The following is a 25,459-nucleotide window of genomic DNA, read 5'->3' on the forward strand; positions in this document are numbered from 1 at the left end:
AGAGGGGCGAGGGCGGTTCAGCCTACGCCCGCCGCCACCGTGTATTCGGCCTCGGTCTTGGCCGCGACCTCGTCCAGCGTGACGCCGTCGGCCAGTTCGATCAGCTCCAGCCCCGAACCGTCCGCCTTGACGTCGAAGGTCGCCAGATCGGTGATGATGCGGCTGACCACGCCCGTGCCGGTCAGCGGCAGGGTGCAGGCCTTCAGCACCTTGGACTGGCCGTGCTTGTTGGCGTGCTCCATGACCACGACCACGCGCTTGACGCCCGCGACCAGGTCCATGGCCCCGCCCATGCCCTTCACCAGCTTGCCCGGGATCATCCAGTTGGCGATGTCGCCGTTCTGGGCCACTTCCATGGCGCCCAGGATCGACAGATTGATGTGGCCGCCGCGGATCATGGCGAAGCTGTCAGCCGAGCTGAAATAGCTGCTCTCGGGAATTTCGGTGATCGTCTGCTTGCCGGCGTTGATCAGGTCGGGGTCTTCCTCGCCCTCATAGGGGAAGGGGCCCATGCCCAGCATGCCGTTTTCCGACTGCAGGGTCACGATCATGCCGTCGGGGATGTAGTTGGCCACCAGGGTCGGGATGCCGATCCCCAGGTTCACATAGAAGCCGTCCTGCAGCTCCTTGGCGGCGCGTTCAGCCAGTTGTTCGCGAGTACGTGCCATTTGGATCAAGCCTCCCGCTTGCGGACGGTGCGCTGTTCGATGCGCTTTTCGGACACGGTCTGGATCAGGCGGTCGACATAGACGCCCGGCGTGTGAATGTGATCGGGGTCGATCGAGCCGACGGGGACGATCTCCTCCACCTCGACGACCGTCACCTTGCCGGCGGTGGCCATCATCGGGTTGAAGTTGCGGGCCGTCTTGCGGAACACCAGATTGCCGCGCTCGTCAGCCTTCCACGCCTTGACGATGGCCAGGTCGGCGACCAGCCCCGTCTCCATGACGTATTTGCGGCCGTCGAAGTCGCGCACTTCCTTGCCCTCGGCGACCAGGGTGCCGACGCCGGTGGCGGTGAAGAAGGCCGGGATGCCCGCGCCGCCCGCGCGGATGCGCTCGGCCAGGGTGCCCTGCGGGTTGAACTCCAGCTGCAGCTCGCCGGCGAGGTACTGGCGCTCGAACTCCTTGTTCTCGCCGACGTAGGACGAGATCATCTTGGCGATCTGGCGCGTCTCCAGCAGCTGGCCCAGGCCGAAGCCGTCCACGCCCGCATTGTTGGAGATGACGGTCAGACCCTTCACGCCCGTGTCGCGCAAGCCTGCGATCAGGTTTTCGGGAATGCCGCACAGGCCGAAGCCGCCGGACATGACGGTCATGCCGTCGAATGTCAGCCCCTCCAGCGCGGACTTCACGTCAGCGTAAATCTTGCCCATCGGACTCCCTTTTTCACCAACTGATGAATATCGTGGTCTCCTCCGTCCTTAAAGCGGGCCGGGAAGTGGAGCAAGCGGCAAGCGCGACGCAGGGGAAGGCATGGCGTGACAAGCCTGACGGTTGACCCTGGACCGCAGGGGTCTCACACCTAGCGCCACATAAGACTCGTCTCAGTGGGGAAAATCCATGCGCCATCATCTCTTGCGGGCCGCCTTGCCCGCCCTGGTGCTCGCCGCCGCCGTTCCAGCCCTGGCCCTGCCGGTCGCAGCGGTCGCCCAGGACGCCGCGCCGACCTATCACCAACCGCCGTCGCCGATCGCCCAGATTCTGGACGCCAAGCCCAATCCGGGCGTCAGCGTCAGCCCCGACCGCAAGACCCTGCTGCTGACCGACCGCTCCAACCTGCCGGCCATCGCCGAACTGGCCGAGCCGATGCTGCGGCTGGCGGGTTATCGCATCAATCCCAAGAACAACGGCCCGGCCAACAGCCGCGTCTCCTGGCTGACGGGGCTCAGCTTCCAGGCGGTCGACGGCGGGCCTGCGCGCCCGGTGACGGGCTTGCCCGCCAATGCGCGCCTGACCAATGTCAGCTGGGCGCCGAACGGCCAGGCTGTGGCCTTCCTGGTCAATGCGCCCAACGGGCTGGAGCTTTGGACCGCCGATGTCGCCCAGGCCAAGGCGCGCAAGCTGAACGGGCCGATGGTCAATGCGGCGGCGGGTTCGGGCTTCTCCTGGCTGTCGGACTCCTCGGGCCTGTTGGTCCTGGCGGTTCCGGCCGGGCGCGGCCTGGCGCCCAACGTCGATCATCCGCCGGAAGGCCCGATCATCACCGAGACGGGCGGCCGCGCCGCCCCGGTGCGGACCTATCAGGATCTGCTGTCCAACGTGGGCGACGAGGCCCTGTTCGACTACTACTTCACCAGTCAGCCGACCGTGGTGTCGCTGAACGGCCGCGCGCGCTCGGTGGGCCAGCCGGGCGTCATCCTGGGCGTCTCGACCTCGCCGGACGGGCGCTACATCCTGCAGACGCGGGTGAAGAAGCCCTATTCCTACGTCGTGCCGGCCAGCCTGTTCCCCTCGGACGTCATCGTCACCGACATGAACGGGCGCCAGGTGCACCGCGTGGCCGACCTGCCGTTGCGCGACAATGTGCCGACGCCGTTCGACGCCGTGGCGCCGGGGCCGCGCGCGGTCCAGTGGCGGGCCGACGCCGACGCCACCCTGGTCTGGGCCGAGGCTCAGGACGGCGGCGACCCGCGCAACGCCGCCGAGGTGCGCGACCGCGTCTTCATGCTGCGCGCGCCCTTCAACGACCGGGTGCAGACCCTGGCCGACCTGAAGGAACGCTACGCCGGAACGACCTGGGGCCGGAACGACGCCGCCATCGTCAACAGCCGCTGGTTCAACACCCGGCACGAGACGCGCACCCTGGTCGATCCGTCGAACCCCGGCGCGGGCCGCGTCCTGGTCGATCGCAACTATCAGGATCGCTACAACGATCCGGGCTCGGTCGTGACCGAGCCGAACGCGCGCGGCCGTTCGGTCATGCGCTTCAACGCCGACGGCTCAAAGGTCTTCGTCGAGGGCGACGGGGCGACGCGCGAGGGCGCCTATCCCTTCCTCGACCTGATGGACCTGAATACGGGCGAGACGGAACGCGTCTGGCGCTCGGCCCAGGGCGAGTATGAAAGCGTCGTGGGCGTGCTGGACGAGGCGGGCCGCAAGCTGGTCACCTATCGCGAAAGCCGCACCGATCCGGCCAACCTGCGCGTGCGTGATCTGGACGGCGGCGTCACCCAACTGACGAACTTCCCCGATCCGGCGCCGCAACTGGCCGGGGCCACGCGCCAGCTGATCACCTACACCCGCGACGACGGGGTGGAGCTGTCGGGGACGCTGTATCTGCCCGCCGGTTACGACAAGGATCGCGACGGCCCGCTGCCGCTGCTGATGTGGGCCTATCCGGCCGAGTTCACCGACGCCGCCGTGGCGGGTCAGGTCGTGGACACCGACAACCGCTTCGTGCGTCCGTCGGGATCGAGCCACCTGTTCCTGCTGACCCAGGGCTACGCCATTCTCGACAACCCGACGATGCCGATCATCGGCCGCGACGGGGCCGAGCCGAACGACACCTACATCGAGCAGCTGTCGGCCAGCGCCAAGGCGGCGGTCGACGCCGTGGTGGCTCTGGGCGTGGCGGAACGGGAGCGGATCGCCGTCGGCGGCCACAGCTACGGCGCCTTCATGACGGCGAACCTCTTGGCGCACACCGACCTGTTCAAGACGGGCATCGCGCGCTCAGGCGCCTATAACCGCACCCTGACGCCGTTCGGCTTCCAGGCCGAGCAGCGCTCCTATTGGGAGGCGACCGAGACCTATACGGAGATGTCGCCCTTCACCTACGCCAACAAGGTGAACGAGCCGATCCTGCTGATCCACGGCGAGGCGGACGCCAACTCCGGCACCTTCCCGATCCAGACGGAACGCTTCTACGCCGCGCTGAAGGGCAATGGGGCGACGGCGCGCTATGTCGTCCTGCCCAAGGAGGACCACGGCTATCGCGCGCGGGAATCGGTCGGCCACACCCTGTATGAAATGGCGTCCTGGCTGGATCGCTGGATGAAGCCGACGACGGCGGCTTCTCAGGAGTAGTCAGCGATCCCACTCCGGCGTCTCGCCATAGAGGCCGGACAGGAAGTCGATGAAGGCGCGGACGCGGGTTTCGGCCCGCGCCCGGCCTGCCGTCAGGGCGAAGATCGCCACGTCCGACGATCCGGCATACTGCGGCAGCACCACCTTCAGCCGCCCGTCGCGCAGTTCGTCGCCGACGTCCCAGGTCGAGCGCAGGGCCACGCCGGCGCCCGCCAGCGCCAGTTCGCGCGCCACTTCGCTTGAGTTGGTCCGCACCCGGCTGCGGGCGCGAAAGACGACGGGGCCTTCGGGGCCTTCCAGCCGCCAGGTCGACTGGTTCTCGGCCGCCAGCTGGGCGTGGCGGCGCAGGTCGTCCAGACTGTCCGGCGCGCCGTGCTCGGCCAGATAGGCGGGCGAGGCGCACAGCACCCGCCGGTTCGGCGCCAGGCGATGCATCAGCGGGTTCTCCGCCTCATAGCCGCCGATCCGCACCGCCACGTCTACGTCCTCAGCCATCAGGTCGACGAAGGCGTCGCTCAGGTTCAACTCCAGCGTCAGGCGGGGCTGCGCCGCCAGAAACGGCTGGAGCAGGGGCGCCAGCCGTCGCCGTCCGAACGAGGTCGGCGCCGAGACGCGCAGCAGGCCGCGCGCCTGCGTCGTGCGGCGCGACACCACGGCCTCCATATCCTCGACCCCTTCCAGCAGTTGCGCCGCGCGGTCATAGACCAGCCGTCCGGCCTCGGTCGGGGCCAGACGGCGCGAAGTGCGCTCGATCAGCCTCACCCCCAGCCGGTCCTCAAGCCGCGCCAGCCGACGCGAGGCCACGGCGGGCGACAGGTCCAGCCGACGCGCGGCGGCGGACAGGCTGCCTTCCTCCAGCGCACGGACGAAGATTTCATACTCGGCCAGCATGGCGGGGTCTCATCATTGCGGATTATGCAAAGATAGGCGTCTTTCTTCGCCGTGGATAGCGAAGCAGGACGCGACTAGTGTGGGCGATGAAGGAGACCGCCATGTTCGACGCCCCCAAGACTCCCGCTGACGCCTATGTCCGCCACGGCAGCCTGAAGGTCGCCGCCGAACTGGACGCCTTTGTGCGCGAGCAGGCGACGCCGGATACGGGCGTGAGCGCCGCAGGCTTCTGGGCCGGCGTCGAGGGGCTGCTGGCCCGCTTCGGCCGTCGCAACCGCGATCTGCTAGAACGCCGCGATGAACTGCAGGGCAAGCTGGACGATTGGCACCGCGCCTATCCGGGCCAGCCGGATCAGGACGCTTATCAGGCCTATCTGCGCGAGATCGGCTACATCGAGCCTGAACGCGACGGCGTGCGGGCCGAGACGGCGAACGTCGACCCCGAGATCGCGACCCTGGCCGGGCCGCAACTGGTCGTGCCCCTGACCAACGCCCGCTACCTGCTAAACGCCGCCAATGCCCGCTGGGGCAGCCTGTATGACGCCCTCTACGGCACGGATGCGCTGGGCGAGGCGCCGAAGGCGGGCGGCTATGACGTCGAACGCGGCGCCAAGGTCATCGCCCGCGCCCGCGCGTTTCTGGATCGGGCGGCGCCGCTGGCGACCGGATCGCACGCCCAGGCCGCGGCCTATCGGGTCGAGCATGGCCGCCTGATCGTGACGCTGGACGGCGGGCTGGAGACTGGGCTGGCGGGCGCGGATGTGTTCGCGGGCTATTCGGGCCAGGCCGACGCGCCGTCGGGCGTTCTGTTGCGCCACAACGGCCTGCATCTGGAGATCGTCATCGATCGCGCGCACCGCATCGGCCGCGGCGACCTGGCAGGCGTCGCCGATGTGCTGGTCGAGGCGGCCCTGTCGGCCATCGCCGACGCCGAGGACAGCGTCGCCGCCGTCGATGCGGCGGACAAGCGGCTGGTCTACGCCAACTGGCTGGGCCTGATGCGCGGCGATCTTCAGGCCGATTTTCAGAAGGACGGCCGTACGGTCGAGCGGCGGCTGAACTTGGACCGCGTCTATACGGCGCCCGATGGATCGCGGCTGGCGCTGAAGGGGCGCAGCCTGATGCTGGTGCGCAACGTCGGCCTGCACCTGACGACTGACGCCGTGCTGGACGCCCACGGGCGCGAGACGCCCGAGCATCTGCTGGACATCGCCATGACGGGCCTGATCGGCCTGCACGACCTGCGCCGTCCGGCCGAGGCGCGCAACAGTCCGGCGGGCTCGGTCTATGTGGTGCGGCCCAAGATGCACGGGTCGGACGAGACAGCCTTCGCCGACGAACTGTTCGGCGCGGTCGAGACCATGCTGGGCCTGCCCGCCCTGACGCTGAAGATGGGCATCATGGATGAGGAGCGCCGCACCAGCGTCAACCTGATGAACTGCATCGCGGCGGCGAAGGGCCGGGTGGTCTTCATCAACACCGGCTTCCTGGATCGCACCGGCGACGAGATCCACACGGTGATGGAAGGCGGTCCCGTCGTGCGCAAGGAGGCGGTGCGCGAGACCGGCTGGATCAAGGCCTATGAGGACCGCAATGTCGACATCGGCCTGAAGGCGGGCCTGTCGGGCCGGGCCCAGATCGGCAAGGGGATGTGGGCGGCGCCGGACCGCATGGGCGACATGCTGGCAGACAAGGCGGGCCATCCGCGCGCGGGCGCCTCGACGGCCTGGGTTCCGTCGCCGACGGCGGCGACCCTGCACGCCCTGCATTATCACGAGGTCGACGTCTGGGCGCGTCAGGCCGAGATCGCCACGCGCGCGCCGACCGGCCTAACGCCCCTGCTGACCCCGCCGTTCGCCACCGGAACGCCCAGCGCCGACGAGATCCGGCAGGAGCTGGATAACAATGCGCAGGGCATCCTCGGCTATGTCGTGCGCTGGGTGGATCAGGGCGTCGGCTGCTCCAAGGTGCCGGACATTCACGACGTGGGCCTGATGGAGGACCGGGCGACGCTGCGGATCTCCAGCCAGCACCTGGCCAACTGGCTGCGTCACGGCGTCACGACCGAGGATGAGGTCATGGAGGCGCTGAAGCGCATGGCCGTGGTGGTGGATCGCCAGAACGCGGGCGACCCGGCCTATCGCCCGCTGGCGCCTGGATATGACGGCCCGGCGTGGCGGGCGGCCTGCGATCTGGTGTTCAAGGGCAGGGAACAGCCGAACGGCTATACTGAACACCTGCTGACCCACTGGCGCCGCAAGGCCAAGGCGCAGGGCTGAACACACACATCAATATGCGCTCAAGCAGCGAGGCGCCGCGCGCCGAGCGCTAGCGCAACCAAAAAGGGGCGCGACCGGCCGGTCGCGCCCCTTCTTTATTGGACAAAAAGAAAGCCCTAGGCCTTGGCGCCCGCGCGGCCCTTGGCCAGTTCGCGGTTCAGCCATAGCGCCAGCAGGGTGCAGATGGCGCCCGACAGCAGATAGGCGCCGCCCGCCACCAGGCCGAACTTGCCCGACAGCGCCAGGGCCGCCAGCGGGGCGAAGCCCGCGCCGAACAACCAGGCCAGATCCGAGGTCAGGGCCGAGGCCGTGTAGCGGTTGGTCAGGCTGAAGCTGGAGGCGATCGAACCTGAGGCCTGGCCGAACGACAGGCCCAGCAGGATGAAGCCCAGGATCATATAGGTCAGCTCGCCCGCCGGGCCGCCGTCCAGAAGCTGGGGCGCGAAGCCCGAGAAGGCGGCGATGCCCGCCGCCGTGACGGCCAGCAGGGCGCGTCGGCCGTAGCGGTCGGCCAGCCAGCCCGACGCCATGATGGCGATCAGGCCGAAGACGGCGCCGATCAGTTCGATCATCAGGAAGCGGCTGGGCGCCTCGTCCGTGTAGAGGAAGACCCACGACAGCGGGAACACCGTCACCATGTGGAACATGGCGAAGCTGGCCAGGGGGGCGAAGGCGCCGATGACGATGCTTCCGCCTTCTTCGCGCACGGCCTTGGTCACGGGCGTGGGGTGCAGCTCCAGCGTCTTGAAGGCGGCCTGGAAGGTGGGCGTCACCACGATGCGCAGGCGCGCGAACAGGGCCACCACGTTGATGGCGAAGGCCACGAAGAAGGGATAGCGCCAGCCCCAGTCCATGAAGTCAGCGGCCGACAGCTTGCTGAGGAAATAGGCGAACAGGGCGCTGGCCACGATCAGGCCGAAGGGCGCGCCCAGTTGCGGCACCATGGCGTACCAGCCGCGGCGTTTCTCGGGCGCTGCGACGGCCAGAAGCGAGGCCATGCCGTCCCAGGCGCCGCCCAGGGCTACGCCCTGACCGATCCTCAGCGCGATCAGCATGGCGGCCGACCAGTGACCGACCTGCGCGTGTCCCGGCAAGAAGCCCAGGCAGACCGTCGACAGGCCTAGCAGGAACAGGGCGATGGTCAGCTTGGTCCCGCGCCCGAAGCGTCGGTCGACGGCGATGAACAGGGCGGTGCCGAACGGCCGGGCGATGAAGGCCACGGCGAAGACGGCGAAGGACAACAGCGTCCCGCCCAGCGGTCCCGCATAGGGGAAGACCAGTTGCGGAAACACCACGACCGAGGCGATGGCGTAGACGAAGAAGTCGAAGAATTCCGACGTCCGGCCGATGATGACGCCGATGGCGATTTCGCCCGCGTCGATTTTGCCGTCTCGCGCGTTGATCCGGCTGGCGTCCCGCTCGAGGGGCTCTGAAGAAGGCGCGCCGCTGGCTGCGTTCATGACCGATGAGGCTCCAGGAACCGGGGCGCACGCGCGCCCGCGACAATAGAATGTTGAAACAGCCCCTTTGCTCCCGATGGTCGGAACAGGGGATAGGGCAGATTGTCCAATGTCGCCTGTTCGGGGGCGGGGTTACGGGGCCTGCAAGATGACCGTGCCCTTGCCTCGAACCTCGACTGGAGCCGCCGTGCGCCGACTGCGCCCCCTGTTGCTGTTGCCCCTTCTGGCCCTGCTGCCCGGCTGCGAGGCCGTGGTCCTGGCGCCCGCCGGCGACATCGCCGCCCAACAGCGCGACCTGCTGGTCATGTCCGTGGTGCTGATGTTGATCATCATCATTCCGGTGATGATCCTGACCGTCTTCTTCGCCTGGAAGTATCGGGAATCGAACAAGGAAGCCCGGTATGAGCCGGATTGGGACCACTCGACTCATCTGGAGCTGGTGATCTGGGCCGCGCCGCTGCTGATCATCATCTGCCTGGGCGCCATCACCTGGGCCGGGACGCACCTTCTGGACCCCTATCGGCCGCTGGACCGCATCGCCGAGGGACAGGCCGTGGCCGAGGATCACCGCCCGCTGCAGGTCGAGGTGGTGGCCATGGACTGGAAGTGGCTGTTCATCTACCCGGAATACGGCATCGCCACGGTGAACGAACTGGCCGCGCCGGTTGATCGGCCGATCCGGTTCCACATCACCTCGACCGGGGTGATGAACTCCTTCTACATCCCCGCCCTGGCCGGTCAGATCTACGCCATGCCGGGCATGGAGACGAAGCTGCACGCCGTCATCAATCGCCCGGGCGAATACGTCGGCTTCTCGGCCAACTATTCCGGCGACGGCTTCTCGAACATGCGCTTCGCCTTCCACGGTCTGGATCAGGCCGGCTTCGACCAGTGGGTCGCGGGCGTGCGCGCCGCCGGTCAGGGGCTGGATCGCGACACCTATCTGGAGCTTGAGAAGCCTAGCGAGAAGGTGCCGGTCATCCACTACGCCTCCGTCGACGACCGCCTGTTCGACGCCGTGGTCAACATGTGCGTCGAGCCGGGCAAGATGTGCATGGGCGAGATGATGGACATCGACCGCAAGGGCGGTCTGGGCCTGGCGGCGGTCAAGAACACCCTGCCGCTGGTCTATGACAAATACGCCCGTCGCGGGGACGCCGTGTTCGGCGCCGGCGAGTCCTATGTGATGACGCTGTGCACCCCGCTGGAGGCCGAGGCTGCCGCCGTCGAGGCCGCCCGCCGCCGTCAGGCCTTCGGCGAGGACGTCGCCCGCGACACGCCGCTGAACCGGGTCATGGGGCAGGGGCTTGAACGCCCCGGCCGGTCCGAACCGAACGAGCGTTTCGCCTCCCTCTTCTCCGCGCCTTCCACGGCGTCCGCGCCCGCCGCGTCGCAATCTTGAGCGCCTGAACGATCATGACTGTCGAACAAACAACATCGCCGCTTCTGGGCCGGTTGAACTGGGACTCGCTTCCGTTCCACGAGCCCATCCTGGTCGCCACCTTCGCCGTCGTCGTCATCGGCGGTCTGGGGATGCTGGCCCTGATCACCCGCTACAGGCTGTGGGGCTATCTCTGGAAGGAGTGGTTCACCACCGTGGACCACAAGAAGATCGGGATCATGTACATGATCTTGGGCCTGGTCATGTTCCTGCGCGGCTTCGCTGACGCCATCATGATGCGGATCCAGCAGGCCATGGCCTTCGGCGGGTCCGAGGGCTATCTGAACGCCCACCACTATGACCAGATCTTCACCGCCCACGGCGTGATCATGATCTTCTTCGTGGCCATGCCCATGATCACCGGCCTGATGAACTATCTGGTGCCGTTGCAGATCGGGGCGCGGGACGTCTCCTTCCCCTTCCTGAACAACTTCAGCTTCTGGATGACGACGATGGGGGCCGTGCTGGTCATGGCCTCGCTGTTCATCGGCGAGTTCGCGCGCACCGGCTGGCTGGCCTATCCGCCGCTGTCGGGCATCGGCTACAGCCCCGGCGTCGGGGTCGACTATTACATCTGGGCGCTACAGGTGGCGGGGGTAGGGACCACCCTGTCCGGCATCAATCTGATCGCCACCATCGTGAAGATGCGCGCGCCGGGCATGGGCCTGATGAAGATGCCGGTCTTCACCTGGACGTCGCTGTGCGCCAACGTCCTGATCGTGGCGTCCTTCCCGATCCTGACGGCGACGCTGGTCCTGCTGTCGGCGGACCGTTACATCGGCACCAACTTCTTCACGAACGACTTCGGCGGCAACCCGATGATGTACGTGAACCTGATCTGGATCTGGGGCCACCCCGAGGTTTACATCCTGATCCTGCCGCTGTTCGGCGTGTTTTCCGAAGTCACCTCGACCTTCTCGGGCAAGAAGCTCTTCGGCTACACCTCGATGGTCTATGCGACGGTGGTCATCACCATCCTGTCCTACCTGGTGTGGCTGCACCACTTCTTCACCATGGGCTCGGGCGCGTCCGTGAACTCCTTCTTCGGGATCACGACGATGATCATCTCGATCCCGACAGGGGCCAAGCTGTTCAACTGGCTGTTCACCATGTACCGCGGCCGCATCCGCTTCGAGCTGCCGATGATGTGGACGGTCGCCTTCATGCTGACCTTCGTGATCGGCGGGATGACGGGCGTCATGCTGGCGGTGCCGCCGGCGGACTTCGTGCTGCACAACTCCCTGTTCCTGATCGCCCACTTCCACAACGTCATCATCGGCGGGGTGCTGTTCGGCCTGTTCGCCGCCATCAACTACTGGTGGCCCAAGGCCTTCGGCTTCAAGCTGGAGAAGAAGTGGGGGCTGGTCAGCTTCTGGTGCTGGGTGGTCGGCTTCTGGATGGCCTTCATGCCGCTGTACGTCCTGGGCTTCATGGGCGTGACGCGGCGGATGCGGGTCTTTGACGACCCGGCCTATCAGATCTGGTTCATCATCGCCGCCGTTGGCGTGGCGATCATCGCCGTCGGCATCCTGGCCATGCTGATCCAGTTCGCCGTCAGCATCATCAACCGCGACAAGCTGCGCGACGAGACGGGCGACCCCTGGCACGGCCGCACCCTGGAGTGGGCCACCTCGTCGCCGCCGCCGGACTACAACTTCGCCAAGACGCCGATCATCCACGACGGCGACGCCTGGTGGGACATGAAGGCGCGCGGCTATGAGCGCCCGACGGGCGGCTTCAAGCCGATCCACATGCCGTCCAACACCGGAGCGGGGTTCATCCTGTCGGCGCTGTCGCTGATCGTGGGCTTCGCCCTGATCTGGTACATCTGGTGGCTGGCGGCCGCGAGCTTTGCGGCGCTGATCGCCTACGCCATCTTCCACACCTTCAACTACAAGCGCGACTACTACATCCCGGCCGAGACGGTTCAGGCGACCGAGGACGCGCGCACCAAGGCCCTGGCGGCCGCAGCAGCGACGCAAGGGTGATCCGATGAGCCACGCACCTTCCCTCAACCCCGACTATGTCGACGACGCCGGGCGGCCGATCTTCCACCCGGTAGAGGAACCGCATCACCCGGAAGGCCACAGCACCATGCTGGGCTTCTGGATGTATCTGATGAGCGACTGCCTCATCTTTGCGATCCTGTTCGCCGTCTACGCCGTGCTGGGCGGCAACTATGCGGCCGGCCCGGCGCCTAAGGATCTGTTCGACCTGCCGCTGGTGGCGGTGAACACGTCGATGCTGCTGTTCTCGTCGATCACCTACGGTTTCGCCATGCTGGCGATGTACCGCAACAAGGTGGCGCAGACGCAGGTCTGGCTGGCGGTCACAGGCCTGTTCGGCCTGTGCTTCCTGGGGATCGAGCTCTATGAGTTCGCCCACATGATCCACCTGGGCGCCACGCCCCAGCGCAGCGGCTTCCTGTCGGCCTTCTTCATCCTGGTGGGCACCCACGGCCTGCACGTCACCTTCGGCGTCATCTGGCTGGTCACCCTGATGATCCAGGTAGGTCAGAAGGGCCTGATCCAGGCCAACAAGCGCCGCCTCATGTGCCTGAGCCTGTTCTGGCACTTCCTCGACGTCATCTGGATCGGCGTCTTCACCTTCGTCTATCTGTTCGGGATGCTGCGATGAGCGCTGAAGCCCACAATGAGCACGCCGTGGATCATCATGACGATCACCACGGCGACGACCACGATCACGGCACCTACAAGGGCTATCTGATCGGGTTCGGCCTGTCGGTCGTGCTGACCGCCATTCCGTTCTGGCTGGTCATGACCGGCGTGCTGGCGCCGCAGCTGACGGGCCTGATCATCACCGCCTTCGCCGTGGTGCAGATCGTGGTCCACATGATCTTCTTCCTGCACATGAACCATAAGTCCGAGGGCGGGTGGAACATGCTGGCGCTGATCTTCACCCTGGTGATCGTGGTCATCGCCGTCGCCGGTTCGGTCTGGGTCATGTATCACCTGAACACCAACATGATGCCCGTCCACGACATGCAGGGGATGGGCTGAGCCCTCTCGCCCGCGGAGACCGCCGTTTGACGCCATCGTCGGCCCCTGATCCGGTTTCCGGTCCGGTTTCACGTCGTCGACTGGTCGCGGGGCTGGCGGCGTTCGCCGTGCTGATCGCGGGCTTTTCGGCGCTGGGCGTCTGGCAGGTCCAGCGCCTGGCGTGGAAGCAGGAACTGATCCGCCAGGTCGACAGCCGCATCCACGCCGATCCTGTCCCGGCGCCGGGGCCTGCCGACTTCGACGCCGTGACGCGTGAGGCGGACCAGTACCGCCGCGTCATCGCTAGCGGCCGCTTTGCGCATGACCGCGAGGTGCGGGTGAAGGCGGTGACGGACCTGGGGCCGGGCTTCTGGGTCGTGACGCCGCTGGAAGACGCGCGGGGCTTCACCGTTCTGATCAACCGGGGCTTCGTTCCGGCCGAGCGCGCCGCGCCCGAAACCCGCGCCGAAGGTCAGGGCGAGGGGCCGGTGTCCGTCACCGGCCTGTTGCGGATCAGCGAGCCCAAGGGCGGCTTCCTGCGCGACAACGATCCGGCGGGCGACCGCTGGTTCTCGCGCGACGTGGCCGCGATCGCCGAGGCCAAGCAGTTGAGCGGCCCGGTCGCCCCCTATTTCATCGACGCGGATGCGACGCCCAATCCGGGCGGCTGGCCGCGCGGCGGGTTGACGGTGGTGCGGTTCGCCAACAGCCATCTGGTCTACGCCCTGACCTGGTTCGGCCTGGCGCTGATGTCGGCGGGCGGTGCGGTGCTGTGGCTGCGCGAGGAGCGGCGTCGCAGGCTGGGAAGACGTTGATGCAGACCCAGACCCTGAGCCGCTTCGCCCGCACCCTGATGGGCATGGACGCCAACGCCGAGACTCCCGTGTCGCCGGGCGCGGCGGGGCGACGCAACATGCTGCTGCTGATCCAGTTGCGCTGGCTGGCTGTGATCGGACAGGTGGCGACCATCGTCATCGTCCATTGGGGGCTAGGCATCCATCTGCCGCTAGGGCCGCTGCTGCTGGCGCCGACGGCCCTGGCGGTGATGAACCTGGTCAGCGCGCCCGTCACCCTGCGTCGCAAGGTCGTCACCGACCCCGAGATCCTGCTGGCCCTATGCGTCGACGTGGCGGCGTTGAGCTGGCTGCTCTACTTCAGCGGCGGGGCGACCAATCCGTTTGCGGCGCTTTATCTGATGCAGGTGGTGCTGGCGGCGGTGCTGCTGCGCCCGGTCTATGCCTGGGGCTTCGTGCTGGCGACCGGCGCCTGCCTGGCCTTTCTGGCGATCTGGCGGCAGCCGCTGGACCTGCCCGCAGGGGCCGATGCGCGGCTGGGCCTGATCCAGCAGGGCGCCCTGATCAACTTCATCCTGATCGCCGTGCTGCTGGTGGCCTTCGTCACCCGCACCAGCCAGAACGTGCGCGCCCGCGACGCTTATCTGGCCGAGGCCCGGCAGCAGGCGGCGGAACAGGACCACATCGTGCGCATGGGGCTGCTCGCGTCAGGCGCGGCGCATGAACTGGGCACGCCCCTGGCCTCGCTCTCCGTCATCCTCAGCGACTGGCGGCGGATGCCCGCGCTGAACCGCGACGAGGATATGGTGCAAGACATCGAGCAGATGCAGGCCGAGGTCGAGCGCTGCAAATCCATCGTCACCAACATCCTGATGTCGGCGGGCGAGGCGCGGGGCGAGGCGCCGACCGTCACCACCCTGCAGGCCTTCCTGCAGGAGATCATCGCCGAATGGTCCGACAAGTCGGGGGAGGCCATGCGCGTGACCCTGGACGGCCCGGCGCCCGGCAATCCGTCCATCATCGTAGATCCCGCCTTGAAGCAGGTGTTCAGCGCCCTTCTAGACAACGCTCATGAAGCCGGAGCGCGAAACCTGGAGGTGCGGGCCGCCGCCGACGCGGGCGGGTTGTTCATCGCCTTCGAGGACGACGGGCCGGGCTTTTCTTCAGCTATTCTGGAAAAGCTAGGCCAGCCGTATCAGTCGACCAAGGCGCGGGCGGGGTCGGGCCTGGGGCTGTTCCTGCTGGTGAATGTGATGCGCAAGCTGGGCGGGACGGTCGTGGCTGTGAATCGGCCGAAAGGGCAGGGCGGCGCTGCCGGCGCCATGGTGCGCCTGACCTTGCCGATCGACGCCCTGGCGCCGAAATGAGGGGCCTGGAAAGAGGGACTGAGATGAACGACGAACCCCGCCAGCTTCTGATCGTCGAGGACGACGAGTCCTTTTCGCGCACCCTGCGTCGGTCTTTCGAGCGGCGCGGCTATCAGGTCGTCTCGGCTCACAGCCACGACCAGATGGTCGAACTGCTGAAGACGCACCATCCCGATTACGCCGTGGTGGATTTGAAGCTGGGAACTGCGTCGGGCCTGACCTGCGTGCAGACGTTGCACGCCTTTGATCCTGACCTGGTGATCGTGGTGCTGACCGGCTTCGCCAGCATCGCCACGGCGGTCGAGGCGATCAAGCTGGGCGCGCGGCACTACCTCGCCAAGCCCGCCGGCACCGACGCTATCGAAGCCGCCTTCGGCCGCGAGGCGGGCGATCCCGATGCGCCCCTGACGGCGCGTTCGACCTCGATCAAGACGCTGGAGTGGGAGCGCATCCACGAAGTCCTGGCCGAGACCGACTTCAACATCTCCGAAACCGCGCGCCGCCTGGGCATGCACCGCCGCACCCTGGCGCGGAAGCTGGAGAAGCGGCAGGTCAGCTGAGCCAAACGCCGCGCTCATGCCTACCTCACCGTCATTCTCGGGCTTGACCCGGGAATCCAGCAAGCACGACGGCGACCGCATCAACCCATGCCTGTTCAAAGGTTGAAGGGCTGAATCCTCGGGTCAAGCCCGAGAATGACGGCCTGAGAGAGGGGGGAGGCGTCACCTCTCCGCCTTCAACGCTCCCAACATCGCTTCCGTATCCTGCCCCAGTTTCGGCGGCGGGGCGTCATAGCGCACCGGCGTCTTCGACAGGCGGATAGGCGAAGCCACAGTGCGGACGGGATCGGCCAGGTCGGGCCGCGTCTGCTCGACGGTCAGGCCGCGATGGATGGCCTGGGGCTCTTCGAACACCTGGTCGATGGTGTTGACGGGGCCGCAGGGCACGCCCGCCGCCTCAAGCGCTTGCATCAGCCCCTGCATGGTGAAGCCTTGCGTCTTCGTGGCGATCAGCGGCCCCAACGCCTCGCGGTTGGCGACGCGCAGGGCGTTGGTGGCGAAGCGATCCTCGACCTGCAGCTTCAGGGCGCCGCACAGGGCGCGGAACTGGCCGTCGTTGCCCACGGCGATGATCACCATCCCGTCGGAACAGGCGAAGGGCTGATAGGGGGCCAGGTTGGGATGGGCGTTGCCCATCCGCGTCGGCGCCTTGCCGGACACGAAGTAGTTGGTCGCCTGATTGGCCAGCATGGCCGCCTGGACGTCGAATAGGGCGATGTCGACGTGCTGGCCCTCGTCCGTCGCCCGCGCGTGCCACAAGGCCGCCAGGATGGCGTTGGAGGCGTACAGGCCGGTGAACAGGTCCACGACCGCCACCCCGACCTTCATCGGCTCGGCACCCGGCGCGCCGTCCGGCTGGCCGGTGATGGACATCAGCCCGCCCATGGCCTGGATCATATAGTCGTACCCCGCCCGGCGCGCGTCCGGCCCGTCCTGGCCGAAGCCAGTGATAGAGCAATAGACCAGCTTCGGATTGACCGCCGCCAGCGAGGCGTAGTCGAGGCCGTACTTCTTCAGCCCGCCGGTCTTGAAGTTCTCGACCACCACGTCGCAGGTTGCAGCCAGATGACGCACGGCCTCGGCGCCTTCAGGGCTGGCGATGTCCAGTTCCACCGACTTCTTGCCCCGGTTGGCGCACAGGAAATAGGCGGCGTCTCCCGGCTGGCCATCGGCCGTCGTGGTGAAGGGCGGGCCCCAGTGGCGGGTGTCGTCGCCCGCGCCCGGTCGCTCGATCTTGATGACCTCGGCGCCCAGATCGGCCAGGGTCTGCGTCGCCCAGGGCCCGGCCAGCACCCGCGACAGATCCAGCACGCGCACGCCCATCAGCGGACCGTGGGAGAAAGGTGAGGCGGGGGGAATCGAGACGGCGTCAGACATGCGCGTCTTCTAGCAGAAACCGCACGCGGCAGGATGGTTTCGCGCCGAAGCGACACCCATCTAACGATGCTAAGAAAAAAGACGATGGTGGGTGATCACAGGTTCGAACTGTGGACCCGCTGATTAAGAGTCAGCTGCTCTACCAACTGAGCTAATCACCCGTACCGTCGTCTGCGCCCTTGGTATGGCGCCGGTCCTTCGCGGCGGCGTTGATGGCCTCGGCGAAGGGCGCTCCTATTACTCAGGACCGGTGTCGGGTGCAAGCGTCAAATGCATCTTTTATCGCGATTGCATCGCGCGCTAAGGTCGCGCCTTGAATCAGCCGCCGGAAAGACGCGGCGAGGGGGAGTAGAGATTATGGCGTTCTGGAACCGTCGTCGCTCGATCGACGCGATGCTGGCCCCGCATTCGGGGCCGGGGCTCAAGAAAACCCTGGGTTGGCCGCACCTTATGGCCCTGGGCGTCGGCGCCATCGTCGGCACCGGCATCCTGACCCTGATCGGGGTCGGGGCGGGACTGGCGGGGCCGGCGGTGCTGATCAGCTTCGCCCTGGCCGGTCTGGTGTGCGCTTGCGCGGCCCTGGCCTACGCCGAGTTGTCGACCATCATGCCCGCCTCGGGCAGCGCCTATACCTATTCCTACGCCGCGCTGGGCGAGATCTTCGCCTGGGTCGTGGGGTGGAGCCTGATCCTGGAGTATTCGTTGGTCGTGTCGACAGTGGCCGTCGGCTGGTCCGGCTACGCCGTGCCCTTCCTGGCGGGGCTGGGCGTCGACCTGCCGTTCGCCCTGACCGTAGGGCCGCACGTTGAGGGCGGGCTGATCAACCTGCCGGCCATCTTCATCATCGCCGTGGTGACCGGCCTGCTGCTGCTGGGCACGAAGGAAAGCGCCACGCTGAACGCCATTCTGGTGTTCGTGAAGATCGCCGCCCTGGTCGTGTTCGTGGCCATCGCCATGCCGCACTTCGATACGGCCAACTTCACCCCCTTCATGCCGCACGGCTTCGGGGCGCCCTTCGTGCAGACGGGGGTGATGGCGGCGGCGGCCATCATCTTCTTCGCCTTCTACGGCTTTGACGCCATCGCCACGGCGGCCGAAGAGACCAAGAAGCCCGAGCGTGATCTGGCCATCGGCATCGTCGGATCGATGGTGGTCTGCACCGTCCTCTATATCGCCGTCGCCGCCGCTGCGATCGGCGCCGCCCCGGTCGCCAGCTTCGCCGACAGCCCGGAGCCGCTGGCTCACATCATGCGCGGCCTGGGCCAGGGCGTCGCCGCTCAGTGGATCGCCGCCGCCGCCGTGATCGCCCTGCCGACCGTGCTGCTGGCCTTCCTGTTCGGCCAGAGCCGCATCTTCCTGGGCATGGCGCGCGACGGCCTGCTGCCCAACCGTTTGGCCAAGATCTCCAAGCGCGGCGTTCCGGCCGTGGTGACGGTGTTCACCGCCATCGTCGTGGCCTTCCTGGCCGGCATCATGCGTCTGGACGAACTGGCGTCGCTGGCCAACGCCGGCACCCTGATGGCCTTTATGGCCGTGGGCGTCAGCCTGATCGTGCTGCGCGTGCGTGAACCGAACCGCGAGCGCAAGTTCAAGGCGCCGCTGTGGTGGCTGGTCGGCGGCATCGCCATCGTCGGCTGCATCGTCTTCTTCTTCAGCCTGAAGAGCTCGACGCAGCTCTACTTCCTGCTGTGGAACCTGTTCGGTCTGGCTCTCTACCTGCTGTGGTCGTCGCGCAACTCGCGCCTGGCCAAGGGCGAGGAGTCTGAGGCCTGATGGCGAGACGCGACCTGTCGGGGGCGGTGGATTTCACCGTCCTCGAAGCCATGACGGCGGGCATGGATGATGTGACGGAGGAGGTGCTGGGCCTGTTCGCCGAACAGGCCCGCATGTGGTCGGCCATGCTGGACGCGTCCAGCGAGGGCTGGCGCGACGCGGTTCACACCATCCGCGGCGCCGGGGCGGGCATCGGGGCCAAGGCCTTGGCCCAGGTCTGCGAAGAGGTGGAGTTCGGCGAACAGGCGGCCGCGCCCGCCGGGCTGGAGCGGGTGAAGACGGCGCTGGACGCGGCCCTGGCCGATGTGGCGGCCTATCGCCATGAACTGGCGCTGAAGAGCCTCAAGGGCTGAAAGGTCGTCAGACCCGCGTCTTGTCCCAGGTTCCGAACTCGTGGGCGATGCAGCGGTCGATCAGCAGGCGCCAGACCGGCTCGGCGATGTCGGGCGACAGGCCGGCGGGTTCGGCCGCCTTCAGCACCTTGGCCACCACGTCGTCGATGCGGGCCTGGTCGAAGACGGCGTCGCGGTTCGGCTTGATGCGGGCGGCGGCGTCCATATAGCGCTGGCGCTCGGCCAGCAGGGTCACAAGGGCGCGGTCCAGGGCGTCCACGCCCTGACGCACATCGGCCATCGTGACGCAGTCTTCCGGGGCCTTGCGGTCGTCGATGGCGACGGTGCGGGGGGCGGTCATCAGGTCAGCCGACAAAGGCGCGCTCCAGAACATAGTCGCCGGGTTCGGCGTTCGAGCCTTCTTTCAGGCCGTAGGATTCCAGCAGTTCGCCGGTCTCCTTGATCATCGCCATCGATCCGCACAGCATGACGCGGTCGCTGTTGGGCGAGAAGCCGATGGGCAGTTGCAGGTCGGCGAAGACGTCGCCCGACTTGATGCGGTCGGTGATGCGGCCCGGCGTCTCGAAGCGCTCGCGCGTCACGGTCGGATAATAGGTCAGTTGGGCCTTGGCTTCGTCGCCGATCAGCGGATCGTCGTGGATCTCGTGGCTGAAGAAGTCGCGGTAGGCCAGGTCGGCGACGTTGCGCACCGTGTGGCAGACGATGACCTGCTTGAAGCGCGAATAGGTTTCCGGATCGCGCGCCACCGACAGCCAGGGCGCCAGGCCCGTGCCCGTGCCGATCAGCCACAGACGCTCGCCGCCGGTCAGGGCGTCCAGCACCAGGGTGCCGGTCGGCTTCTTGCCCATCAGCACGCTGTCGCCCGCGACGATCTTCTGCAGGCGCGAGGTCAGGGGGCCGTCCTCGACCTTGATGGAGAAGAACTCCAGCTCTTCGGCCCAGAAGGGCGAGGCGATGGAATAGGCGCGCAGCACGGGTTTGGCCCCGTCCAGACCCGGCAGGCCGATCATGACGAATTCGCCCGAACGGAAGCGGAAATCCTCGGGCCGTTTGACGCCGAAGCTGAACAACTGGTCGTTCCAGTGGCGGACCCACAGGACTTCCAACTCATGAAACGGACTGGCCTTGACGGGCGGCGCGGAGAGGGAGGCGTCAGACATGGCGACTACCTAGGCCGTCGCGGGCGGTTGCGAAAGGGCGCTGCGGCGATCCTTCCGTCTCTTCTGCGACAAGGGCGGATCACAATCGGCCAGCCTGCCTGTCCGACTGTGTCATACTGCGTTCCGGCTAGATGCGGCCGCAAGCCGCAGGGGATTCAGACGATTCAGATGAATTGAACTCTCTTTTTCTCCCTTCTCCCCTTGTGGGAGAAGGTGGCAGGCGGAGCCTGACGGATGAGGGGTCTCGCCACCGGTCCGGCCACGAAGCTTTGGCCCCTGTCGAAGAAACCCCTCATCCGAGCCCTTCGGGCCCACCTTCTCCCACAAGGGGAGAAGGACGAATTGCGGATGACGGCGGAGGATTCCGTCTTTAGCTTCACCGCCATGCGCACTTTTCTTCTTGCTTCGACGATCCTGATGGCTGCGACCTCGGCCTTCGCCCAATCCTCGCCGCAGCCCGCGACTCCGCCTGCCGCCACGGCGCCCGCGTCCTCGATCCTGACGGTCGAGCGGGTGTTCGCCAATCCGTCCCTGGCCGGGCCGGTGGCCAAGGGCGTCAGCCTGTCGCCCGACGGCGAACTGGTCGCCTTCCTGCGCTCGCGCGAGGATGACGTGGACGTGCTGGACCTGTGGGCCGCGCCGGTGAAGGGGGGCGAGCCGTTCAAGCTGATCGACGCCCGCGCCCTGGTCCCCGATGCGGGCGAACTTTCGGAGGCCGAGAAGGCGCGGCGCGAGCGGATGCGGATTTCCCAGCGCGGCGTGGTCGAATACTCGTGGGACGAACAGGGCCGCTACATCCTGGCCCCGTTGGAAGGCGACGTCTTCCTGGCCAATCGCGCCGACGGCTCGGTGCGGCGTCTGACCGAGACGGCGGCCGACGAGATCGACGCCAAGGTCTCGCCAAAGGGGGCCTTCGTCAGCTTCGTGCGCGATCAGAACTTGTTCCTGATCAACCTGGAGACGGGCGCCGAACAGGCGATCACCACGGACGGCAAGGATCTGATCACCTGGGCCACAGCCGAGTTCATCGCCCAGGAAGAGCTGGACCGCGACACCGGCTATTGGTGGAGCCCGAACGAACGCTACATCGCCCTGCAACGCACGGACGAGAGCACGGTCGACGTCATTCCACGCCTGGACATCACGGGCGGCGGGGCCTCGGTCATCTCGCAACGCTATCCGCGCGCCGGACGGCCCAACGCCGTGGTCGAGCTTTATGTGCAGGACGTGCAGGGCGGTCAGCGGGTCAAGGTCGACCTGGGCGCCGACACCGACATCTATCTGGGCCGGGTGAACTGGGCGGCGGACGGCTCGGTCGCCTATGTCCAACGCCTGTCGCGCGACCAGAAGCGGCTGGACCTGCTGAGCGTCGATCCGGCCACGGGCGTCAGCCGGGTGATCGCCAGCCAGACCTCGAACGCCTGGGTCAACGTCACCCATGACTTCAAAGCGCTGAAGGACGGTAACTTCATCTGGTCCAGCGAGGAGAGCGGGTGGCGTCACCTGTATCTCTACAACAAGGACGGCCGCCGCCTGCGGGCGATCACGCGCGGCGACTATCCGGTCAAGGCGCTGGACGGCGTCAATCAGGAGACGGGCGAGGTCTTCTTCACCGCCTCCATGCGCGACGGCAAGGAATATCCGATCGAGCAGCAGCTGTTCCGCGCCAGCTACAAGCGGACGTTTAGCCCCACGGAAGTCACCCCGCGCGGCGGCTGGTGGAGCGCGTCGGTCAACAACACCGGCACGGCCTATGTCGGCAACTACAGCGACGTGAACACCCCGGCGCAGTCGGCGCTGTACTCGATCGATGGGCAGCGCGTGCGCTGGATCGAGGAGAACCGGCTTCAGCCCGGCCACCCCTTCTGGCCCTATGCCGAGCGTCAGCAGAAGCCGACCTTCGGAACCCTTCAGAGCCACGGCGAGACGCTGATGTGGCAGATGACGACGCCGCCGGGCTTTGATCCGTCGAAGACCTATCCGGTGGTGATGGAAGTCTATGGCGGCCCGTCGGGCGGCGGGGTAAAGAACGCCTGGCAGCCGGCCAAGACCCAGTTGCTGACCGAGGCCGGCTATATCGTCTTCCGCCTGGACAACCGGGGCGAAGGCGACCGTTCGGCGGCCTTCAAACAGGCCCTCTATCTGAAGATGGGCCAGCCCGAGATCGCGGATCAGGTCATCGGCGCGGACTATCTGCGCTCGCTGCCCTATGTCGACGACAGCCGGATCGCCATGATGGGCTGGTCCTACGGCGGGTTCATGAGCCTGATGGCGCTGACCGAACCGAAGATGGGGCTGGCCGCCGCCCTGGCGGGCGCGCCGCCGACGGAGTGGAGCCTGTACGACACCGCCTATACCGAGCGGTATATGTCGACGCCGCAGGCGAACGTGGACGGCTACGCCGCCTCGGACGTGGTGAACCGCCTCGATAATCTGACCGGGCGTCTGCTGCTGATGCACGGCATGGCCGACGACAACGTCATCTTCGAGAACACCACGCGGGTTTTGAACGCCCTTCAGGAAAAGAGCATCCCCTTCGAGACCATGCTCTATCCGGGCCAGCGTCACGGCATCCGGGGCAATGATCGTCAGCTGCATCAGTGGCGGACCTATCTGGACTTCCTGGACCGCACCATCGGAACGCGGGCGCCGCAGAAGGCGGACTGAGGCGAACTCTGATCCGGCGGAACCCGGCCCTGCGGCCGTCGTTCCGCCGGAATGGAAAAGCTGTTCAATCATCTGGCGAACGCGACGGCCAAGCTTGCGGGGCGGCCGTGGACCTTCATCGTCTGCCTGGCGGTGGTGCTGATCTGGGCCGTGACGGGACCGGTGTTCAGGTACAGCGAGACCTGGCAATTGGTGATCAACACCGGCACGACCATCGTCACCTTCCTGATGGTCTTCCTGATCCAGAACACCCAGAACCGCGACGCCGCCGCCATGCACGCCAAGATGGACGAGCTGATCTATGCGGTGAAGAAGGCCGACGCGGCCTTCATCGGCATCGAGCATCTGACCGACAAGGAGCTGGCGGTGATCCTGCGGGAGGTCGAGCGGCGCGGGCGCGACATACACGCCGGGCAGCCCGCGCGGGCGGTCAGGAGCCGCCCGGCGTCACGCGCGGAGGCCTGATCGGCCCCGCCGAAAAAACAGAGTCCAATTCGTCTGAATCGTCTGAAATCGCTCCGCGCCGTCGGTGGAGCGCTCATGATGGCGGACGGACGGGAGGCGGCGGGCTGATCGCGTCCAGCCGCGGTCAATCGCCGTGTTTTACCGGGATTGGAGCGGTGCGATAGGCGGGCAAGGGCGCTGTTTGGTCCTTCTTCCCTTGTGGGAGAAGGTGGACGGCGAAGCCGGACGGATGAGGGGGCGCCGGTCGGCGACATCCGTTTAGACATCGCGTCAACACCCCTCATCCGGCCCTGACGGGCCACCTTCTCCCGCAAGGGGAGAAGGGGCGCGGCGGCTAGTCGCGGTAGTTCAGCGCCGGTGCGCGGTCGCCCAGCAGGGCGCGGTATTGGAAGTCAGGGCCGCGGCGGCGCTCGAATTCGGCCTTGGCGGCCTGGATCGTCTCGGGGCTCTGGAACAGTTCGGCGGTGGTCAGGGCCAGGGTCTTGGCCGCCAGATGGGCGCCCTTCAGGCCGATGGTCGAGCCTGCCGCCACCACGTTCTGCCACGAGTGACCGGCCGAACCCGGCACGAAGGTCGCCGTCGACAGGCCGACCGTCGGCGTGACCCAGGACACGTCCGAGACGTCGGTCGAGCCGCCGAAGTCGCCGCCGATCACGGCGTCCTCGATCTGGCCGACGGAGGCCAGGTCGGGCTTGGTGGTCAGGGTCTTCTGGATTTCCGACGCCAGGGCGGTTTCCTCGGCCGTCCAGCTGATGCCGCCGACATGGCGCAGGTTGCGGTCCATGACGTGCATCAGGGCCTCGTTCGGCAGCATGGAGTAGACGCCGCCGATGGCCTCGAACTCGACGCGGGTGCCGGTGCCCAGGGCCGCGCCGTCGGCCGCCAGCTTCACCCGCTCCAGCACGTCGCGGACGATTTCCGGGTTGTTGTGACGGACGTAGTAATAGGCCTCGGCGTAGGCCGGGACGACGTTCGGCGCCTTGCCGCCGTCGGTGATGGCGTAGTGGATGCGCGTGCGGTCGGGCACGTGTTCGCGCATCAGGTTGACCATGGCGTTCATGGCCTCGACGCCGTCCAGGGCGGAGCGGCCCTTGTCCGGCGCGGCGGCGGCGTGGGACGCCGTGCCGTAGAAGCGGAACTTGCCCGAGACGTTGGCCATGGTGTCGCCCTGGCGGGCCGAGTTCACATTGCCGGGGTGCCAGTGCAGCGACACGTCCACGTCGTCGAACAGGCCGTCGCGGACCATGTAGACCTTGCCCGAGCCGCCTTCCTCGGCGGGCGTGCCGTAGACGCGCAGCTCGCCCTTGATGTTGTTGGCGACCATCCAGTCCTTCACCGCGATGGCGGCGTGGATGGAGGCGGCGCCGAACAGGTTGTGGCCGCAGCCGTGGCCCGCATGGCCGCCCGCGGATTCCTGGATCGGGCTGAGGGTCTGCGACAGGCCGGGCAGGGCGTCGTATTCGGCCAGGACCGCGATGACCGGACCGGAACCGTTCTTGAAGCTGGCCAGGAAGGCGGTCGGCTCATTGGCGATGCCGGGCGTGACGGTGAAGCCGGCTTCGCGCAGCTGGCCCTGCAGCAGGGCCGCGCTCTGGGTCTCCTGATAGCCCAACTCGGCGAACTTCCAGATTTCGAGCGCGGCGTGGTCGAGGGCGGCCTGATTGCGGTCGACGGTCGAGACGATCTGCTGCTGGGCCTGGGGCGACAGCTCGCCGGCCAGGGCGGGGACGCCGACGCCGGCCAGGGCGGCGGCGAGGGCGAGGGCGCGCATCGAAACGGGCTTCATGGAGTACTCCGGGAACAAAAGAAGGGAGGACGGAAGGCGTCGCCGCCTGCCGTCCCCGG

21 protein-coding genes and 1 tRNA gene are annotated in these 25,459 nt (G+C 67.1%); 13 read left to right on the forward strand and 9 right to left on the reverse strand.

Going from position 1 to position 25,459, the window contains the following annotated elements; translation table 11 throughout:
- Window positions 1–17: 17 nt before the first annotated feature.
- Both BJP32_RS09845 and BJP32_RS09850 read right to left on the reverse strand, forming a co-directional pair.
- Window positions 18–668, reverse strand: coding sequence for a 3-oxoacid CoA-transferase subunit B (locus tag BJP32_RS09845; RefSeq protein ID WP_046653374.1), 651 nt, complete (start codon window positions 666–668; stop codon window positions 18–20).
- Window positions 669–673: 5 nt separating this feature from the next.
- Window positions 674–1,375 carry a CoA transferase subunit A gene (locus tag BJP32_RS09850; RefSeq protein WP_076223858.1) on the reverse strand — a complete coding sequence of 234 codons (702 nt, stop codon included), beginning with the start codon at window positions 1,373–1,375 and terminating at the stop codon, window positions 674–676.
- A gap of 187 nt (window positions 1,376–1,562) precedes the next feature.
- Between BJP32_RS09850 and BJP32_RS09855 the strand changes: the two genes are divergently transcribed.
- Complete coding sequence (locus tag BJP32_RS09855; RefSeq protein ID WP_076223860.1) at window positions 1,563–4,028, forward strand: prolyl oligopeptidase family serine peptidase; 2,466 nt, start codon at window positions 1,563–1,565, stop codon at window positions 4,026–4,028.
- Here BJP32_RS09855 and BJP32_RS09860 read toward each other — a convergent pair whose 3' ends face one another.
- Window positions 4,029–4,919 (reverse strand): LysR family transcriptional regulator, encoded by an 891-nt coding sequence (locus BJP32_RS09860; protein ID WP_076223862.1) that lies wholly within the window; start codon window positions 4,917–4,919, stop codon window positions 4,029–4,031. It lies immediately after the preceding gene.
- Between the two features lie 101 nt (window positions 4,920–5,020).
- On the opposite strand from BJP32_RS09860, the gene BJP32_RS09865 reads away from it, so the two are divergent.
- Window positions 5,021–7,198 carry a malate synthase G gene (locus tag BJP32_RS09865; RefSeq protein WP_076223935.1) on the forward strand — a complete coding sequence of 726 codons (2,178 nt, stop codon included), beginning with the start codon at window positions 5,021–5,023 and terminating at the stop codon, window positions 7,196–7,198.
- Window positions 7,199–7,314: 116 nt separating this feature from the next.
- On the opposite strand, the gene BJP32_RS09870 is transcribed toward BJP32_RS09865, so the two are convergent.
- A complete protein-coding gene (locus BJP32_RS09870; protein ID WP_003165642.1) occupies window positions 7,315–8,658 on the reverse strand; it encodes an MFS transporter in 1,344 nt (447 codons plus the stop codon).
- 187 nt (window positions 8,659–8,845) lie between these two features.
- Here BJP32_RS09870 and cyoA point away from each other — a divergent pair, with 187 nt between their 5' ends.
- Genes cyoA through BJP32_RS09905 form a run of 7 tightly spaced genes read left to right on the forward strand, consistent with a single transcriptional unit; the run spans window position 8,846 to window position 15,819 of the window.
- Window positions 8,846–10,060: a ubiquinol oxidase subunit II gene (gene cyoA, locus BJP32_RS09875; protein ID WP_046653379.1), complete on the forward strand. Its 1,215-nt coding sequence runs from the start codon at window positions 8,846–8,848 to the stop codon at window positions 10,058–10,060.
- A gap of 14 nt (window positions 10,061–10,074) precedes the next feature.
- On the forward strand, window positions 10,075–12,087 hold the full coding sequence (gene cyoB, locus BJP32_RS09880; protein WP_046653380.1) for a cytochrome o ubiquinol oxidase subunit I: 2,013 nt from the start codon (window positions 10,075–10,077) through the stop codon (window positions 12,085–12,087).
- A 4-nt stretch (window positions 12,088–12,091) separates the two neighbouring features.
- The gene (gene cyoC / locus BJP32_RS09885; protein ID WP_040345780.1) at window positions 12,092–12,736 is read left to right on the forward strand and encodes a cytochrome o ubiquinol oxidase subunit III; all 645 of its coding nucleotides are present in this window, start codon (window positions 12,092–12,094) and stop codon (window positions 12,734–12,736) included.
- Entirely contained in the window at window positions 12,733–13,119 is a 387-nt protein-coding gene (gene cyoD / locus BJP32_RS09890; protein WP_076223863.1) for a cytochrome o ubiquinol oxidase subunit IV, read from the forward strand. The genes cyoC and cyoD overlap by 4 nt, the downstream gene beginning before the upstream one ends.
- Window positions 13,120–13,145: 26 nt before the next feature.
- A complete protein-coding gene (locus BJP32_RS09895; RefSeq protein WP_076223865.1) occupies window positions 13,146–13,913 on the forward strand; it encodes an SURF1 family protein in 768 nt (255 codons plus the stop codon).
- Window positions 13,913–15,259, forward strand: coding sequence for an ATP-binding protein (locus BJP32_RS09900; RefSeq protein ID WP_083673955.1), 1,347 nt, complete (start codon window positions 13,913–13,915; stop codon window positions 15,257–15,259). The genes BJP32_RS09895 and BJP32_RS09900 overlap by 1 nt, the downstream gene beginning before the upstream one ends.
- 23 nt (window positions 15,260–15,282) lie before the next feature.
- The gene (locus BJP32_RS09905) at window positions 15,283–15,819 is read left to right on the forward strand and encodes a response regulator transcription factor (protein WP_003165634.1); all 537 of its coding nucleotides are present in this window, start codon (window positions 15,283–15,285) and stop codon (window positions 15,817–15,819) included.
- 162 nt (window positions 15,820–15,981) lie between these two features.
- Here the strand turns inward: BJP32_RS09905 and BJP32_RS09910 are convergent, their stop codons facing one another.
- Complete coding sequence (locus BJP32_RS09910) at window positions 15,982–17,196, reverse strand: CaiB/BaiF CoA-transferase family protein (RefSeq protein WP_076223867.1); 1,215 nt, start codon at window positions 17,194–17,196, stop codon at window positions 15,982–15,984.
- An 85-nt stretch (window positions 17,197–17,281) separates the two neighbouring features.
- Window positions 17,282–17,357 (reverse strand) — tRNA-Lys (locus BJP32_RS09915).
- Between the two features lie 196 nt (window positions 17,358–17,553).
- Here BJP32_RS09915 and BJP32_RS09920 point away from each other — a divergent pair.
- A complete protein-coding gene (locus BJP32_RS09920; RefSeq protein ID WP_076223868.1) occupies window positions 17,554–18,969 on the forward strand; it encodes an amino acid permease in 1,416 nt (471 codons plus the stop codon).
- Entirely contained in the window at window positions 18,969–19,322 is a 354-nt protein-coding gene (locus BJP32_RS09925; RefSeq protein WP_003165631.1) for an Hpt domain-containing protein, read from the forward strand. Before BJP32_RS09920 ends, BJP32_RS09925 begins: the two co-directional genes overlap by 1 nt.
- 7 nt (window positions 19,323–19,329) lie before the next feature.
- On the opposite strand, the gene BJP32_RS09930 is transcribed toward BJP32_RS09925, so the two are convergent.
- Window positions 19,330–19,662, reverse strand: a complete 333-nt coding sequence (locus tag BJP32_RS09930) for a chorismate mutase (protein ID WP_076223937.1) — start codon at window positions 19,660–19,662, stop codon at window positions 19,330–19,332.
- Window positions 19,663–19,666: 4 nt separating this feature from the next.
- A complete protein-coding gene (locus BJP32_RS09935; RefSeq protein WP_076223869.1) occupies window positions 19,667–20,482 on the reverse strand; it encodes a ferredoxin--NADP reductase in 816 nt (271 codons plus the stop codon).
- Between the two features lie 417 nt (window positions 20,483–20,899).
- Between BJP32_RS09935 and BJP32_RS09945 the strand changes: the two genes are divergently transcribed.
- Both BJP32_RS09945 and BJP32_RS09950 read left to right on the forward strand, forming a co-directional pair.
- Window positions 20,900–23,149 (forward strand): S9 family peptidase, encoded by a 2,250-nt coding sequence (locus BJP32_RS09945; protein ID WP_233126799.1) that lies wholly within the window; start codon window positions 20,900–20,902, stop codon window positions 23,147–23,149.
- Between the two features lie 51 nt (window positions 23,150–23,200).
- Complete coding sequence (locus tag BJP32_RS09950) at window positions 23,201–23,614, forward strand: low affinity iron permease family protein (RefSeq protein ID WP_076223873.1); 414 nt, start codon at window positions 23,201–23,203, stop codon at window positions 23,612–23,614.
- A gap of 334 nt (window positions 23,615–23,948) precedes the next feature.
- Here BJP32_RS09950 and BJP32_RS09955 read toward each other — a convergent pair whose 3' ends face one another.
- A complete protein-coding gene (locus tag BJP32_RS09955; RefSeq protein WP_198935277.1) occupies window positions 23,949–25,400 on the reverse strand; it encodes an amidohydrolase in 1,452 nt (483 codons plus the stop codon).
- Window positions 25,401–25,459: the final 59 nt, after the last annotated feature.

Origin of the sequence: Brevundimonas sp. ZS04 (assembly GCF_001956865.1) — a bacterium.
Taxonomy (GTDB): Bacteria; Pseudomonadota; Alphaproteobacteria; order Caulobacterales; family Caulobacteraceae; genus Brevundimonas; species Brevundimonas diminuta.

Bases quoted from the DNA above. Each gene is read 5' to 3' on its own strand.
- BJP32_RS09930 (WP_076223937.1), bottom strand. From the start codon at position 19,662: ATGACCGCCCCCCGCACCGTCGCCATCGACGACCGCAAGGCCCCGGAA.
- BJP32_RS09850 (WP_076223858.1), bottom strand. From the start codon at position 1,375: ATGGGCAAGATTTACGCTGACGTGAAGTCCGCGCTGGAGGGGCTGACA.
- cyoB (WP_046653380.1), top strand. From the start codon at position 10,075: ATGACTGTCGAACAAACAACATCGCCGCTTCTGGGCCGGTTGAACTGG.
- BJP32_RS09945 (WP_233126799.1), top strand. From the start codon at position 20,900: ATGGCTGCGACCTCGGCCTTCGCCCAATCCTCGCCGCAGCCCGCGACT.
- BJP32_RS09865 (WP_076223935.1), top strand. From the start codon at position 5,021: ATGTTCGACGCCCCCAAGACTCCCGCTGACGCCTATGTCCGCCACGGC.
- BJP32_RS09870 (WP_003165642.1), bottom strand. From the start codon at position 8,658: ATGAACGCAGCCAGCGGCGCGCCTTCTTCAGAGCCCCTCGAGCGGGAC.
- BJP32_RS09855 (WP_076223860.1), top strand. From the start codon at position 1,563: ATGCGCCATCATCTCTTGCGGGCCGCCTTGCCCGCCCTGGTGCTCGCC.
- BJP32_RS09955 (WP_198935277.1), bottom strand. From the start codon at position 25,400: ATGAAGCCCGTTTCGATGCGCGCCCTCGCCCTCGCCGCCGCCCTGGCC.
- BJP32_RS09905 (WP_003165634.1), top strand. From the start codon at position 15,283: ATGAACGACGAACCCCGCCAGCTTCTGATCGTCGAGGACGACGAGTCC.
- cyoD (WP_076223863.1), top strand. From the start codon at position 12,733: ATGAGCGCTGAAGCCCACAATGAGCACGCCGTGGATCATCATGACGAT.
- cyoC (WP_040345780.1), top strand. From the start codon at position 12,092: ATGAGCCACGCACCTTCCCTCAACCCCGACTATGTCGACGACGCCGGG.
- BJP32_RS09910 (WP_076223867.1), bottom strand. From the start codon at position 17,196: ATGTCTGACGCCGTCTCGATTCCCCCCGCCTCACCTTTCTCCCACGGT.
- BJP32_RS09900 (WP_083673955.1), top strand. From the start codon at position 13,913: ATGCAGACCCAGACCCTGAGCCGCTTCGCCCGCACCCTGATGGGCATG.
- BJP32_RS09935 (WP_076223869.1), bottom strand. From the start codon at position 20,482: ATGTCTGACGCCTCCCTCTCCGCGCCGCCCGTCAAGGCCAGTCCGTTT.
- BJP32_RS09950 (WP_076223873.1), top strand. From the start codon at position 23,201: ATGGAAAAGCTGTTCAATCATCTGGCGAACGCGACGGCCAAGCTTGCG.
- BJP32_RS09845 (WP_046653374.1), bottom strand. From the start codon at position 668: ATGGCACGTACTCGCGAACAACTGGCTGAACGCGCCGCCAAGGAGCTG.
- BJP32_RS09920 (WP_076223868.1), top strand. From the start codon at position 17,554: ATGGCGTTCTGGAACCGTCGTCGCTCGATCGACGCGATGCTGGCCCCG.
- BJP32_RS09925 (WP_003165631.1), top strand. From the start codon at position 18,969: ATGGCGAGACGCGACCTGTCGGGGGCGGTGGATTTCACCGTCCTCGAA.
- BJP32_RS09860 (WP_076223862.1), bottom strand. From the start codon at position 4,919: ATGCTGGCCGAGTATGAAATCTTCGTCCGTGCGCTGGAGGAAGGCAGC.